Origin of the sequence: Devosia sp. (genome assembly GCF_017744655.1) — a bacterium.
GTDB lineage: Bacteria > Pseudomonadota > Alphaproteobacteria > Rhizobiales > Devosiaceae > Devosia.
In genome coordinates, this window is record NZ_JAGIAW010000001.1 from 623703 (window position 1) to 636747 (window position 13045).

Here is a 13045-nt window from a genome sequence, read left to right on the forward strand (position 1 = left end):
CCAGCGCCCCTTCTGGAGAGCTCGCCCTACTTTGGATCGGGCGGAGCGCTGCGGCGATTTTGCGGCTAAAGCGCGCGGTTGACCGTGATGCCACGGGCCGAGGCCGCGCGCGGCATCTTCACTTCGCCGCTGCGGTCATAGGTGCGCGTGTGGTCCTTGGCGCCAACCGTGTCGGCGACATCGCCGATCAGGTCTTCGGCAAGGTTCTTCGCCGTGGCGATGACGCGCAGGTTCTCGGCCATCTGGGTGGCAAGGGCGTCATGGTTCTTGTGCAGGCGGTCGAGCGAGGTCGACGCCTCGGCCACGAGGCGTTCGGTCTGGCGCTGCACCGCGCGCGCGAACACCACATAATCCTGCGCGAGCTGGGTCTTTTGGGCGGTCAGGCCTGCCGCGTCGCGGAAACGGCCGGCGCGGAGCAGGGTGGTTTCCTCGTTCATCATGGTGACGAGGGCCTGAAGGGCGGATTCTGCCTGGGCACAGAGCTCTTCAGCCGGCAGGCTGTCGAGCAACGCAATACGATCTGCTGCTGCGGACATTAACGATACACTCCCGATATACGCGGACTATTGTTGTTTTGGTTGGCTTCCTGCAGGGCGATCATGTCGCCCAGGATCTGGTCGGCGATGCCGAGGCCGCCGTTCTGCGCCATGGTATTGGCGAGCTGTTCGGCTTGCATGGATCGCCAGGTCTCTTCACCAAAGCCGCCACCAAAGCCGTTTTCCGATTTGGCCGTGGCGAACATTTCCTTGGTGAGCAGGTTGAGGAACACGCCTTCGAGGTCCTCCGCCTGCTTCTTGAGCTTGTCGAGCTGGTGGTTGTTGAGGCTGGTCTGGGTTTTGACGCCGTTGACGATGGTTTCCATCACAGCACCTCGATCTCGGCCTGAAGGGCGCCAGTCGCCTTGATTGCCTGGAGGATGGCGATGAGATCGCGTGGCGAAATTCCTAGCGCATTGAGCCCGTCGACCAATTCCTGCAGCGTCACGGATTCCTTGATCACCTGCAGCGCCGTGTCGGTCTGGGTCACGTTGAGATCGGTATTCGGTTCGACCGCGGTCTGGCCCTGGCTGAAGGGCAGGGGCTGCACGACTTCCGGGTTTTCGGCGATGCTGACCGTCAGGTTCGACTGGGCCACGGCCACGCTCGACACGCGCACATCCTTGCCCATGACGATGATGCCGCTGTTTTCGTCGATGACGATCTTTGCCGACTGGTCGGTCTGGATGATGAGCTGTTCGATATCGGTGAGCAGATCGACGATATTGCCGTTGAAATTGACCGGCAGGGTCAGGCGCACGGTGGCTGGATCTTCCGGCACGGCGGTCGGGGCGCCGATGAAATCGTTAACCGCCATGGCAATGCGACGCGCCGTGGTCAGGTCGGCATTGCGCAGCGTCAGGCGCAGCGTGTGCTGGGAGCCGAGCTCAAAACCGATTTCACGTTCGATCAGCGCGCCCGAGGAAATGCGTCCGGTGGTCGGCACGCCCGAAACGATGCTCGCCGAATCCCCTTCGGCCCTGAAACCGTTGATGGCGACCGGGCCCTGGGCGATGGCATAGACTTCGCCATCGGCACCGAGCAGCGGGGTCACCAGCAGCGTGCCACCCTGCAGGCTCTTGGCATTGCCGAGCGAGGCGATGGAAACGTCCATGCGCGAACCCTGCGCGGCAAAGGGCGGCAGGCTTGCCGTCACCATCACAGCCGCCACATTGGCCGTACGAACGTTCTCGCCCTGGGTGTTCACCCCGAGACGTTCGAGCATGGATTGCAGCGATTGCTTGGTGAAGGGCGAATTGTTGAGGCTATCGCCCGTACCGTTGAGACCGACGACGAGGCCGTAGCCCACAAGCTGATTCTCGCGCACGCCTTCGACATCGACGATGTCCTTGATGCGGGCAGGAGCGGCGGCAACCTGGGCCAGAGGCGCTAAAGACAGTGCTGCGCTGAGCGCTGCAGCAAGGCCTATGCGGAAGAATTTGTTCGGCATGTCTATCCCCGGTACGAAGCTGCACCATCCCCATGGCGCCGCGGTCGCTTTCGGTAATGCGAGAAGCGTGCCAAATCGCAAAAATCTGCGTAAGTGTCTGATATGAAGAGATAATATGCCTCGGCGCGGAGGCGGGACCGGCGGCTAAATGCGTCGGTATGCAAATCTTGCCGGGGTCATTAAGTCGTCATTAACCATGTAGGGCAGATTTTGCCTGCAACAGGAATCTCGGGGGCGAGTCACTCAGTGCGTATAGAATCCGCCAATCGGACGAGCAGTGTAGCGTCGCGCGCTTCCGTCGGGAAATACGCGCCGGGCCAGTCCTTCACCATGGCCGACGTTTCCGCTCCGGCGCGGGTAGCGCGGGCGGCTCCCGTAGCCCAGGTCGCCCCGCTCGATGCCATCCTCGCCATCCAGTCCGTGGGCGATGCCATGGGCGGCAAGCGCAAGGCGGTCAAGCGCGGCACGAACCTGCTCGACATTCTCGATGGCATCAAGGCCGATCTGCTGGTCGGTATCATCACGCCCGAGCGTATGGACGCCCTGATCGAAGAGCTCAGTGTCTATCGCGACCGCACCGAACCGGGGCTCGATGCCGTCCTCGATGACATCGAATTGCGCGTCCGTGTCGAGCTCGCAAAACAGGGGCGTTTCCCTGACTTTTGAGCTGAGGCACGATCCGGAAAATGCATGCTGGTTTTCCGAAAAGATCGCGCTTCCTCCCAAATTGTGGACAAAGACGGGCTCAAGCTTCATCAAAATGTTGTCAGACTCGCGCTATGCGGTTGATCCGCAGGGCCTTTTCATAGTTAAGGCTCTTTAAGAACTTCGCTTGCTCGGGGTTGACCTGCGGCATATATAGGCCGCCGTGGGGTGCATTGGAGTTGAGTCTGCTGATGTCTTCGGTTGAAGTGATTGAATACCGGCCGAGTGAAAACGAGCCGTTCATGAACCCGCGGATGCGGGAGTACTTCCGAAACAAGCTTCTGGCCTGGAAGGACGAGATCCTGCGCGAAAGCCGCGGAACTCTGGAAAACCTCCAGGAGGAAAGCCAGAACCATCCTGATATGGCCGACCGGGCGAGCTCGGAAAGCGACAGGGCACTGGAGTTGAGGACGCGCGACCGCCAGCGCAAGTTGATCGGGAAGATCGACTCGGCACTCAAGCGCATCGATGACGGCACCTACGGCTATTGCGAGGAAACCGGCGATCCGATCGGCGTCGCCCGCCTTGATGCCCGCCCGACCGCCACGCTCAGCCTTGAGGCGCAGGAATTGCACGAGCGGCGCGAAAAGGTCTATCGCGACGAATAAATAAAAGCCCGCTGCGAAGCGGGCTTTTTTGTTGCCTCGGTGTTCAGCCCTCGAGCTTTTCCCGCGTCCGCTCATGGATTGCCTCGGCTTCGGGCGACATCTGCTCGGCAAAATCTGCCATTTCGAAGACCGGACGAATTTCGATTTCGCTATCGCCCAACATGGGATTGGGGCAGCGCTTCACCCATTCGACCGCTTCGTCCATATCGCGTACTTCCCAGATCCAGTAGCCGGCGACCAGTTCCTTGGTTTCGGCAAAGGGTCCATCGATCACGGACCGCCCGGTGCCGCTGAAAGCGACGCGCTTGCCGTATTTGCTGGGTTTCAGCCCGTCGCCCCCCAGCATGATGCCGGCATCCACCAGTTGTTCATTGTAGCGGCCCATTTCCTCCAGAAGCTGAGTTCCGGGCATGATTTCGGCTTCGCTATCGACAGTGGCTTTCACAAAAACGACGACACGCATTTGTCTCTCCTTTTCGGCAGCGCTCAATTGCCTGCTTGTTCTGGCGACGATCCTAGCTTCAGCGCTTCGACAATTCAGAGACGAAAATGCGAAAATGACAACGGGGCCTTTCGGCCCCGTCAGCATAAGACGAACCTGTGCGGCGCTCAGAAGCCGAAGACGGTGGTTATGCCGCTCTGACCATCGCCGTTCTGCTGGCACTGGGCATTGGTCGCCTGCCCGAACTGGAAGAGGCCGCAGGTATTGTCGTTGCCGTTCTGGCTGATGGTACCGTTATGGCCATTGCCGTCCTGGAAAATCACGCCCGAATTGTTCGAGCCGTTCTGGTTGAAGCCGGCAGAGTTGAAATTGCCGTTCTGGAAGGCATTGCCGCCATTGGCCGACATGCCCTTGACGACGGAAAACATCCGGAGGCCAAGACCGAGCGCCTGGGCCTGGTCGGGATCGGTGGGCGAGAAACCGAGCGAAATCTGGCCGCCAGCCATGGCGGGCGAAATGCCGATGATGAGGGCGGCGACGGCGGCGGCGACAGTCTTGGTGAAGGTGGCGGTCATTTCAAAATTCTCCAAAGCGTTTGTGCGTTCCCGGTGCTGGTCTTCCAGCTCATGAAACGAGATTAGCCAGCCTCGACTGAACCCATCCGGAGCGGCGCATTCAGACTTCGTTCACGGAATCCTTCGCGGCAAAAAAAGAGCCCCGGCCGAAGCCGGGGCAGGTCTTGGGTCAGGGGAAGGTCATCCCGACCGCTTCGTCGCGGGGCACGCAACGAACTGGAATGCGCTCACGTCCGCGTCGCAGTCTGCGAGCAGTCGAACGTCTTGCCATTGGCGGTCACGGTGAAATCCACGCTGACATTGGAGCCGGCATTGATCATGACCTGACCGAGCGAGACTTCTGCATTGGGTGCGGCGGAAAACTGGCCGCCCTGGCTGATATTGGTCGAGCCACCGCCGCCGGCGCTCTTGAGCGCAAAGCGGTATTGGCCCGATAGGGCCGTGGGGCTCACCAGTGTTCCCTCAAGGGCGAGCATGCCGCCCTGGGTCTTACTGATAACGCCACAGGCAAAGTCGCCCCCCGCCGCCGCATTGGCATTGGCGGCAAAACCGATGGCAGTAATGGCCGCGGCGGCCGCGATCGTGGTTTGGATGAGTGGGTGAAGCATGTCGTCCTCCTGATGAATGGAAGGGGCCGGCGGCGCCGGCCCCGCTTCGCAGAGGTTACGGGCAGGCCTGCACGAAGGCGGTCACGTTGCCCGAGCCATGCTGGGTGACATTGGCGTTGCAATTGTTGCCGACCTGCACGCCGGCGGCGACATTGCCGTTGCCGTCCTGGGTCACGACCGCGGTGTGGTTGTTGCCGAACTGGCCGACGCCACCCTGGTTGTTCCAGCCGTTCTGATAAACGTCGCCGTAGTTGTTGTTGCCCTGCTGGCCGATGGCCGAGACATTGTTGCCGCCATACTGCTGGCTCACGGCGCTGTTCCACCAGCCGGTCTGCTTGGCGCCAAAAGTGTTGTTCCAGCCGGACTGGCCGCCGCCGACCGAGTTACCGAAGCCGGTCTGGTCGATAAAGATGCCGCCGGCCATGGCGGGAGCGGCGGAAGCCGCGATAACGGTGGCAGCGACGGCGGTGATGATGAACTTGCGGATCATTTGAAGTCTCCTGGTTTGCTGCGGTCCCTCCGACCGCGTCGTTGATGGAGACTGTTTTAGGGCGCTGATCCGGAACGGCGTCTGAAGCGAGGATTCAGAATTCGTTCATCGGCAGAAAAATGCGGAAATGATTCCGGGGTTGGGCGTAAGTGGTTGAACAAAAAGAGATTCCCGCTTTCGCGAGAATGACGATGTGGATTGGGTCGGTCTTGTCGCGCTACCGTGTCATTACCGCGAAAGCGGGAATCTCAAGTCAGTTTGACCCTCAAACCCGCCCATACCGCCGCTTCAAATGCGCCTTGAAGAACTCCCCATTGAGCGGCTCACCCGTCGCCCGCGTAATCAGGTCCGGCGTCGAATAGCGCGAGGCCTGACACCAGATATTGTCCGAACGCCACTGATTGATCGCCCCGAACTCGCCCTGGCGCATCTGCGCTCGCGCATCCGGCACGGCCTTTTCCATCGCCGCCCATTGCTGCGCCGCGATCATGGCGCCCAGCGTATAGCTCGGGAAATATCCAAAGGCGCCGCCCGGCCAGTGCACGTCCTGCATCGGTCCGTCCTTGGGATCGTTTATGGTCGAAATTCCAAGATATTCCGTCATCTTAGCGTCCCAGGCCTCCGGAATCTGGCTCGCTTCCAGCTTACCCGCCACCAGCTCCTGTTCCAGCTCGTAGCGCAGGATCACATGCAGCGGATAAGTGACCTCGTCCGCATCGACGCGGATATAGCCGCGCTCGACATGGTTCACTTCGTTGAGAATATCGGCGATCTCCCAGCCGGGAATCGCATCTTCGCCGAGATGCTGACCGACCAGCGGCAGCAGATATTCCCAGAATTCCGGACTGCGCGAGAGCTGCATTTCAACGAACAGGCTCTGGCTTTCATGCATGCCCATGCCGCGCGCCTTGCCCAGCGGCCAATGCGACCAGTTCTTGGGCAAGCCCTGCTCATAAAGCGCATGGCCGGTCTCGTGCAACACGCCCATCAGCGAGGACAAAAACTCATCCGTCCGATAGCGCGTGGTCATACGCACGTCGGTCGGCACGCCGCCACAGAAGGGGTGATGGGATACAGCCAGCGAGCCATGGGTGAAATCAAAGCCCACCGCCCGCATGGCAGCGAGCCCGAGTTCGCGCTGCTTTTCGATCGGGTAGGGGCCGTTCAACGCCTTGCGAGGGCGCTTCGCCAACCGCTCCTCCTGCACCGCCAAAGCCTCGGGCACGAAATCCCTGAGGAAGCTCTTGAGGTCGGCAAAAATCGGATCGATCCCAGTTACGCGATTGCCCGGATCATATTGATCCATAAGGGCATCATAGGGTTCGAGCTTGAGCACATCGGCCCGCAATTGCGCTTCTTCGCGCACCAGCGCCACGACGCCCTCGAGCGCCGGCAAAAACGTGTCCCAATCGCCCTTGGCTCGCAGGTCGCGCCAGAGCTGTTCCGAACGCATGGTCGCCGCCGTGCGCCGCTCGACAAACTCGGTCGGCAGGCACGTCGCATTGATATAGCTGCGCTCGAACTCGCCCACGGCCAGCTTCTGGTCGGTATCGAGATCTTCGCTTTTGGCCTTGGCAATCCAGTCGCCGATTTCAGGCGCCGTCGCCTGGGCGTGATACATGCCGGCTAGGTTCGCCATGGCCTCGGCGCGCTTGTCGCCACCGCCCACGGCCATGTGAGTCGCCTCGTCGGCCCCGAGAATGGACAGCGCGTGTTCCAGCGCCTCCAGCTTGCGGCCGAGAGAATCGAGTTTCTGGAAGGACATGGATCGGTCTCCTAAAGGTCGAGAGATGTTTTCCATAGGCGGGGCAGGGGATCAAGGTTGCTGCGCTTACCAAGACCCTACTGCAGTAGACCTCATCCTGAGGTGCGAAGCGTAGCGTAGCCTCGAAGGGCGAGGTCGTGCCCCGATACCTCCATGCCACGCCCTCGTGGTTCGAGGCTTTGCTCCGCAAAGCACCTCACCATGAGGGCTGCTGAGAGGCCTCAAATCTCAGTTATCGTCCCGCTTTCCAAAGGCCGCGCCAATCCCCGCACCAATCGCAATCCCGATTCCAACCCCCAGGGCGAGATTGTCGATTGCCGCGCCAATCGCGGCACCTATGCCCACGCCGATTGCAATGCCCATAGCCATGCTCATGTCGCCGTCCTTTCCGCCCCCTCAAACCGAACCCCTCGGATCATGTGCGGTTCCCCAAAAGGGCAGAGGCGCAGCCGGGGAGCTGCGCCTCATATAGGCCGTATGGCTTCTGCCGATCGGCCGGGCGACCCTTCTGGATCGGCCCGGGGAACGGCGGCACGCAATGGGGACGACGTGCCGCCGAGTTCTTTGAGCGCTTTCAGGAAAAGTGGTCGCCGGTTTTCCGGTTCGAAAGCGCGACCACTCAGATTCCTTAGAAGGGCAGGATCGCGTCGAGGACCTGCTGGCCGTAGCGCGGCTGCTGCACATCGGTGATCTGGCCACGGCCGCCGTAGGAGATGCGGGCTTCGGCGATCTTGGTCGAGGCGATGGTATTGTTTGCCTGGATGTCCGACGGACGCACGATGCCCGAGACGATCAGGTCGCGCACTTCGAAGTTCACGCGCACTTCCTGGCGGCCTTCGATCACGAGATTGCCGTTCGGCAACACCTGAGTAATCACCGCGGCAATCGAGGTTTCCAGCGCTTCTGAACGGTTGACCGAACCATTGCCACTATCCTTTATGCCCGAGGTCAGGTCGATAGCGGCGGACGGATCGATGCTGCCGCCCGAGAGATTGTCCACGGCAGCGCCGAAGATGCCGCCCATGCCGGCCGAATTGGTCGAAGAGCGGTTACGGTTGGTCGTGTTGCTGATCTTGGCGCTGTCGTCGACCATGACCTTGACGGTCAGGATGTCGCCGACGCGGTGAGCGCGCTCGTCCTTGAAGAAGCCCTTGGCGGAGGTGCGGTAAAGCGAGTTCGACTGATAGGTATCGGCGATTGGTTCGGGCATGGGCATGCGCACGGGCTGGTAGCCGGCCATGGTGGTCGGGTCCTGGATCTGCGTCAGCGGCGGGGCATTCCCGACATTGGCGAGACGGTCCATGGTGTTGCAGCCAGCCAGCGCGACGGTCAGGGTAAGCAGGGTGGCGATCTTGAAGGTGTTCATTTCTTTCGATCCCGATTAGAGGCCGGCGAGCGTCACGGGCGCCCCGGTCACTTCGACCGTGCCCGGCGCAATGGCCGTCGCGCTGATCACGCGCTTGGACATGAGGTTGAGCACCTGCAGGCTGGAGCCGCGGCTGGCGCCGGTGATGGCCTGGCCCTTGACCGTCAGGGTCAGGGGGCCACGCCGATACATGATGGTCACGAGGTCGTTCTTGGCGACGGCGAGCGGCGCGCTGACATCGGAAAGACGCAGTAGCATGCCCTCACGGCTCTGGCGGTTGAGCGCCATGCCGACCAGCTGCTCGATGGGAGCGAAGGCATAGGCATTGGCCTGTCCTGCCGGCACCGGGCTCATGACGATGTGCTCGGGCAAGAGGATCGTGCCGGCCGGCAGATTGGCCGTCAGGTGCGGCATTTCCACTGTCATGTCGATCGTGCCGGTCAGGTCGAGCACGCGGCTGTTGTCGGCGAGCAGGAAGCGGGCCGAAAATTCCCGGCCCCCCGCGGTATAGCGCAGGCCATCGAGCCGCACGGCGACACCACCGGTCGAAACCTGGATGGGGTCGACGAAGCGCGAGAACTGCACAGTGGTGTTGACGCCGGGACCCAGCAGGCCGCGGGCCGAAAGGTCCGCCATCACCAGGTCCTTGAGCTGGGCCTCGTCCACGATCACGCCGGCACGCGTCACATTCACCGCCGAAAGGCCATTGGCCTCGAAGCTGTTGATGCCGATACGGGCGGCGGCGGCGCGGATGGCTGCAATATCCACCTTGCCCGTCGTCCCTGGAGCGGGTGCGCTGAAGATGGCCGTCTCGGCCAGCGGGCCGGCATCATCGAACATGTCGGCCACGGTGACGACCTGGGTGGTCACCGTGATATCGCCGCGCAGCGCGGGCGCAGCCTCGGCGGTGGCGGCAGTGAGCGAAAGCATGCTCACCAGGGCCAGTTTGGAAAAATGGCTCAATCCTGCCTCCTATTACCGGAGCTGGCTCGTGGCCTGCATCATCTGGTCAGCGCCGGAGATGACGCGAGCGTTCATCTCATAGGCGCGCTGGGCGGCGATCAGGTCGGCGATTTCGGTCACCGAGTTGACGTTGGCCATTTCCAGATAGTTCTGCAGCAGGCTGCCATTGCCATCGGCGTTCGGCAGCCCGATCTGGGCCGGGCCGCTGGCGCCGGTTTCGAGGAACAGGTTGTCGCCCATCGATTCGAGACCCGACTTGTTCACGAAGCGGGCGACCTGAAGCTGGCCGAGCTGGACGGCATCGCCGCCGGTACCGATAAAGGCTTCCACGGTGCCGTCGGGCGAGATCGAAACGCCCGTCGCATCGCCCGGAATGGTGATGCCGCCCGAGATTTCGTAGCCGCTCGAATTGACCAGCGTACCGTCCTGGTTGCGCTCGAACGAGCCGTCACGGGTATAGGCCGTGCGGCCGTCGGGCAGGTTGACCATGAAGAAGCCTTCGCCGCGAACCGCGACGTCAAGCTCGCGCTCGGTCGGGTTGACGCTACCTTGGCTCATCACGCGCGGGGTCGCCACGGTGCGCACACCCGAACCGATTTCAAGGCCGGCCGGCACCAGCGTGCCCTGGTCCGAGGTCTGTGATCCGGCGCGGGAAATCTGCTGGTATAGCAGGTCTTCAAACTCGGCACGCTGGCGCTTGAAGCCCGGCGTGCGCATGTTGGCGATATTGTTGGAGATGACTTCGACATTGCGTTCCTGCGCGCTCATGCCGGTCGATGCGATGTAGAGAGCTTTCATGGCGGGTCCTCAATGTCAGGCGGAAACGGAGCCGAGGCGCTTGATGGCATCGCGACGCATGTCGTCCTGCTTCTGGCCCAGCGAGGCGATGGATTCGTAGGCGCGGGTCACGCGGATCATTTCCGCCATTTCCGCCACGCCCGAGACGTTGGACTTTTCGGTAAAGCCCTGCAGCACGCGCGAATTGGTGGCCGGGATCGGCGTGCCGCCGAACATCAGGTTGTTGCCCTCGCGGGTCAGCGCCTGGACTTCCTCGAATTCGACGATGCGCAGGCGCCCCTTGGCGCCGGCGCTGGAGGAGATGGAGCCGTCAGCGCCGATGCGGATGTCGGTCTCTTCAGGGCCGAACTGGATCTGGCCGCCATCGCCCATCACGGGATTGCCGGAAAGATCGACCAGCGTGCCTTCATTGTTGATCTGGAAGGCGCCACCGCGCGTGTAGCGTTCTCCGGCTGCGGTTTGCACCGTGAAGAAGCCTTCGCCGCTGATGGCGAGGTCGAGGGGCGCGTCGGTCTGGACCATGGCGCCATCGGAGAAGTCCTGAATGGTCGCCCAGTCCTGGACATAGGAAAGAGTACGATCGTCGCCCGAGAAGTCGCCATGGGCTGCGACTGGCATCTTGTATTCTTCGAACAGTAGCTGTTCGGCCTTGAAGCCCGTCGTGTTAACGTTGGCGATATTGTTCGCCACCATGTCCATGTGGCGCTGCAGCGCCATCTGGCGCGACAGGCTTATGAGTTGTGCGTTCTCGATCATCTCGATCCCCGGTTTCGTAAGTCCCCGAGATGGCCTGCTTCCCCAAGCCTGCCGCCTCGCTTCTCGAATTGCAGAAACCATGCCAGATCAACAAGATGTGTAATTTCAACATCTTAGCTTGGCGTGTGGGTTAATTTTGCCGAGGGCGCATTAGGCCTGGCGGCAATAACTACTCGGCAGAACTTGCCGGGTTGAGACTAAAAGTAACCAGTCATTAACCAAGATGGCATTAGGTGGACATGCGGCCGGAATCGTCTGGTCTCACGACTATCTCTTGCGGGGGCATTATGGCGACGGAAGCGGAAGTTGGCGGTGAAGCGCCAGCCAAGAAGGGCATCAACAAGCTCTTCATCATCATTGGTGCTGCGGTTGTCGTAGTCCTGCTGGCGGGTGCCGGGCTCTTCTTCTTTATGTCCTCGGGCAGCTCTGCTCCTGCGGCTACGGACGGTCACGGCGCAGCTGCAGAGGCCGGCACTGGCGGCGAACATGGCGCGGCAGCTCCGGCTGATACCTTCATCTTCAATCTCGAACCGATGATGGTGAACCTGCAAAGCGTCGATGGCGTGCAGAACTACATGAAGCTCACCGTCGCGCTCGAAGTAGCTGATGAGCACATGATGACTGAAATTCAGCCGCGGCTCGCCAAGGTCGTGGATGCCTTTCAGGTCTATATGCGCGAACTACGCAAGTCGGACCTCGAAGGCTCGGCCGGCGTCTATCGCCTCAAGGAAGAACTGCTGCGCCGCGTCAATCTCGCGGTTTACCCGGCGCGCATCGAAAGCATTCTCTTCAAGGAAATCCTGGTGCAGTGATGGCTGGTCCTTCCGATCAAGACAAACTCTCGGAAGACTGGGGCCTCGATACGATCGATGCCGCGAGCTCTTCCTTCGATATCCCGGGTGAGGATGGCGGCGAAGAAGATTGGGCCGCCATGCTCAAGGCCAGCCAGGATGCGGCTGCCGATGGTGGCGTGGATCGTGTCCTCAATCAGGACGAAATCGACAATCTCCTCGGCTTCGACGCGGCAACATCAAGCAATGTCGAGTTGAGCGGCGTCCAGGCGCTGATCAACAATGCGCTCGTCAGCTACGAGCGTCTGCCGATGCTCGAAATCGTCTTCGACCGCCTCGTGCGTCTGGCGACGACTTCGCTGCGCAACTTTACCTCCGACAACGTGGAAGTCTCGCTCGACTCCATCTCGTCGGTCCGCTTTGGCGACTATCTCAATTCCATCCCGCTGCCGGCCATTCTTTCGGTCATCAAGGCTGAGGAATGGGAGAACTACGGCCTCCTCACCGTCGACTCCAGCCTCATCTATTCGATGATCGACGTGCTGCTCGGCGGCCGCCGCAGCGGCGTTACCGTGCGCATCGAGGGTCGTCCCTACACGACCATCGAGCAGGCGCTGGCCCAGCGTCTCATTGAGGTGATCCTCGAAGACACCAAGCGTGCCTTCGAGCCGGTCACCCAGATCAATTTCAAGCTCGAGCGCATGGAAACCAATCCGCGCTTCGCGGCCATCTCCCGGCCGAACAATGCCGCCATCCTGATCGAACTCCGCATCGAAATGGATGATCGCGGCGGCAAGGTCGAAATTCTTCTGCCCTACGCCACCATCGAACCGATCCGCGAACAGCTCCTGCAGATGTTCATGGGTGAAAAGTTCGGCCGCGACCCGATCTGGGAAGGGCACTTGGCAACGGAAATCTACCAGGCCGACGTCGAAATCGACGCCGTCCTGCATGAACAGGAACTGCCGCTGTCGCGCCTTCTGGCGCTCAATGTCGGTGACACGGTGATGTTCGAGCGTTCGCCGAGCGATCCGGTGCTGCTGCGCTGCGGCGATGTCGAGCTGACCGAGGCCGTCATGGGCCATATCGGAAATTACGTTTCAGTGCGGGTTACCCGCCCCCTCAATCCGCCCAAGGTCACAATGGCGGCATTCGAGGCGATTGATGAATCTATGGAAGGTCGATGATGTTG

General features: G+C 61.3%; 17 protein-coding genes. 4 read left to right on the plus strand and 13 right to left on the minus strand.

From position 1 onward, the window contains the following. Positions 1-65 precede the first annotated feature (65 nt). The 3 genes from J7557_RS03035 to J7557_RS03045 are packed head-to-tail and all read right to left on the minus strand — an operon-like array spanning position 66 to position 1986. Positions 66-536 (minus strand): hypothetical protein, encoded by a 471-nt coding sequence (locus tag J7557_RS03035; protein WP_291417204.1) that lies wholly within the window; start codon positions 534-536, stop codon positions 66-68. After that, complete coding sequence (locus tag J7557_RS03040) at positions 536-862, minus strand: rod-binding protein (RefSeq protein ID WP_291417207.1); 327 nt, start codon at positions 860-862, stop codon at positions 536-538. The genes J7557_RS03035 and J7557_RS03040 overlap by 1 nt, the downstream gene beginning before the upstream one ends. Continuing rightward, complete coding sequence (locus J7557_RS03045) at positions 862-1986, minus strand: flagellar basal body P-ring protein FlgI (protein WP_291417209.1); 1125 nt, start codon at positions 1984-1986, stop codon at positions 862-864. The genes J7557_RS03040 and J7557_RS03045 overlap by 1 nt, the downstream gene beginning before the upstream one ends. 246 nt (positions 1987-2232) lie before the next feature. Here J7557_RS03045 and J7557_RS03050 point away from each other — a divergent pair, with 246 nt between their 5' ends. Together J7557_RS03050 and dksA are read left to right on the plus strand one after the other, a co-directional pair. Beyond that, positions 2233-2652 (plus strand): flagellar assembly protein FliX, encoded by a 420-nt coding sequence (locus tag J7557_RS03050; RefSeq protein WP_291417211.1) that lies wholly within the window; start codon positions 2233-2235, stop codon positions 2650-2652. A 230-nt stretch (positions 2653-2882) separates the two neighbouring features. Continuing rightward, positions 2883-3299: an RNA polymerase-binding protein DksA gene (gene dksA, locus J7557_RS03055; protein ID WP_291417213.1), complete on the plus strand. Its 417-nt coding sequence runs from the start codon at positions 2883-2885 to the stop codon at positions 3297-3299. A 43-nt stretch (positions 3300-3342) separates the two neighbouring features. On the opposite strand, the gene J7557_RS03060 is transcribed toward dksA, so the two are convergent. The 10 genes from J7557_RS03060 to flgF form a co-directional block, all read right to left on the minus strand. After that, the gene (locus J7557_RS03060) at positions 3343-3762 is read right to left on the minus strand and encodes a YciI family protein (protein ID WP_291417214.1); all 420 of its coding nucleotides are present in this window, start codon (positions 3760-3762) and stop codon (positions 3343-3345) included. A gap of 146 nt (positions 3763-3908) precedes the next feature. After that, entirely contained in the window at positions 3909-4316 is a 408-nt protein-coding gene (locus tag J7557_RS03065; protein WP_291417216.1) for a curlin, read from the minus strand. Positions 4317-4543: 227 nt separating this feature from the next. Continuing rightward, a complete protein-coding gene (csgH, locus tag J7557_RS03070) occupies positions 4544-4924 on the minus strand; it encodes a curli-like amyloid fiber formation chaperone CsgH (protein WP_291417218.1) in 381 nt (126 codons plus the stop codon). Between the two features lie 55 nt (positions 4925-4979). Then, the gene (locus tag J7557_RS03075) at positions 4980-5414 is read right to left on the minus strand and encodes a curlin (RefSeq protein ID WP_035087498.1); all 435 of its coding nucleotides are present in this window, start codon (positions 5412-5414) and stop codon (positions 4980-4982) included. 265 nt (positions 5415-5679) lie between these two features. Further along, positions 5680-7179, minus strand: coding sequence for a carboxypeptidase M32 (locus J7557_RS03080; RefSeq protein WP_291417221.1), 1500 nt, complete (start codon positions 7177-7179; stop codon positions 5680-5682). A 228-nt stretch (positions 7180-7407) separates the two neighbouring features. After that, positions 7408-7554 (minus strand): hypothetical protein, encoded by a 147-nt coding sequence (locus J7557_RS03085; RefSeq protein ID WP_291418316.1) that lies wholly within the window; start codon positions 7552-7554, stop codon positions 7408-7410. Between the two features lie 253 nt (positions 7555-7807). After that, positions 7808-8545, minus strand: a complete 738-nt coding sequence (flgH, locus tag J7557_RS03090; RefSeq protein WP_291417223.1) for a flagellar basal body L-ring protein FlgH — start codon at positions 8543-8545, stop codon at positions 7808-7810. 15 nt (positions 8546-8560) lie between these two features. Then, positions 8561-9508: a flagellar basal body P-ring formation chaperone FlgA gene (gene flgA, locus J7557_RS03095; RefSeq protein WP_291417225.1), complete on the minus strand. Its 948-nt coding sequence runs from the start codon at positions 9506-9508 to the stop codon at positions 8561-8563. Between the two features lie 12 nt (positions 9509-9520). Next, complete coding sequence (gene flgG, locus J7557_RS03100; RefSeq protein ID WP_291417227.1) at positions 9521-10306, minus strand: flagellar basal-body rod protein FlgG; 786 nt, start codon at positions 10304-10306, stop codon at positions 9521-9523. A gap of 15 nt (positions 10307-10321) precedes the next feature. Next, positions 10322-11059, minus strand: coding sequence for a flagellar basal-body rod protein FlgF (flgF, locus tag J7557_RS03105; protein ID WP_291418275.1), 738 nt, complete (start codon positions 11057-11059; stop codon positions 10322-10324). Between the two features lie 290 nt (positions 11060-11349). Here flgF and J7557_RS03110 point away from each other — a divergent pair, with 290 nt between their 5' ends. Beyond that, on the plus strand, positions 11350-11874 hold the full coding sequence (locus J7557_RS03110) for a flagellar basal body-associated FliL family protein (RefSeq protein WP_291417230.1): 525 nt from the start codon (positions 11350-11352) through the stop codon (positions 11872-11874). Further along, complete coding sequence (fliM, locus tag J7557_RS03115; protein ID WP_291417232.1) at positions 11874-13040, plus strand: flagellar motor switch protein FliM; 1167 nt, start codon at positions 11874-11876, stop codon at positions 13038-13040. The genes J7557_RS03110 and fliM overlap by 1 nt, the downstream gene beginning before the upstream one ends. Positions 13041-13045 lie beyond the last annotated feature (5 nt).

Coding starts and splice junctions, on each gene's coding strand:
- flgG (WP_291417227.1), bottom strand. CDS start 10,306: ATGAAAGCTCTCTACATCGCATCGACCGGCATGAGCGCGCAGGAACGC.
- J7557_RS03065 (WP_291417216.1), bottom strand. CDS start 4,316: ATGACCGCCACCTTCACCAAGACTGTCGCCGCCGCCGTCGCCGCCCTC.
- J7557_RS03060 (WP_291417214.1), bottom strand. CDS start 3,762: ATGCGTGTCGTCGTTTTTGTGAAAGCCACTGTCGATAGCGAAGCCGAA.
- csgH (WP_291417218.1), bottom strand. CDS start 4,924: ATGCTTCACCCACTCATCCAAACCACGATCGCGGCCGCCGCGGCCATT.
- dksA (WP_291417213.1), top strand. CDS start 2,883: ATGTCTTCGGTTGAAGTGATTGAATACCGGCCGAGTGAAAACGAGCCG.
- J7557_RS03045 (WP_291417209.1), bottom strand. CDS start 1,986: ATGCCGAACAAATTCTTCCGCATAGGCCTTGCTGCAGCGCTCAGCGCA.
- fliM (WP_291417232.1), top strand. CDS start 11,874: ATGGCTGGTCCTTCCGATCAAGACAAACTCTCGGAAGACTGGGGCCTC.
- J7557_RS03040 (WP_291417207.1), bottom strand. CDS start 862: ATGGAAACCATCGTCAACGGCGTCAAAACCCAGACCAGCCTCAACAAC.
- J7557_RS03080 (WP_291417221.1), bottom strand. CDS start 7,179: ATGTCCTTCCAGAAACTCGATTCTCTCGGCCGCAAGCTGGAGGCGCTG.
- J7557_RS03035 (WP_291417204.1), bottom strand. CDS start 536: ATGTCCGCAGCAGCAGATCGTATTGCGTTGCTCGACAGCCTGCCGGCT.
- J7557_RS03110 (WP_291417230.1), top strand. CDS start 11,350: ATGGCGACGGAAGCGGAAGTTGGCGGTGAAGCGCCAGCCAAGAAGGGC.
- flgH (WP_291417223.1), bottom strand. CDS start 8,545: ATGAACACCTTCAAGATCGCCACCCTGCTTACCCTGACCGTCGCGCTG.
- J7557_RS03075 (WP_035087498.1), bottom strand. CDS start 5,414: ATGATCCGCAAGTTCATCATCACCGCCGTCGCTGCCACCGTTATCGCG.
- J7557_RS03085 (WP_291418316.1), bottom strand. CDS start 7,554: ATGAGCATGGCTATGGGCATTGCAATCGGCGTGGGCATAGGTGCCGCG.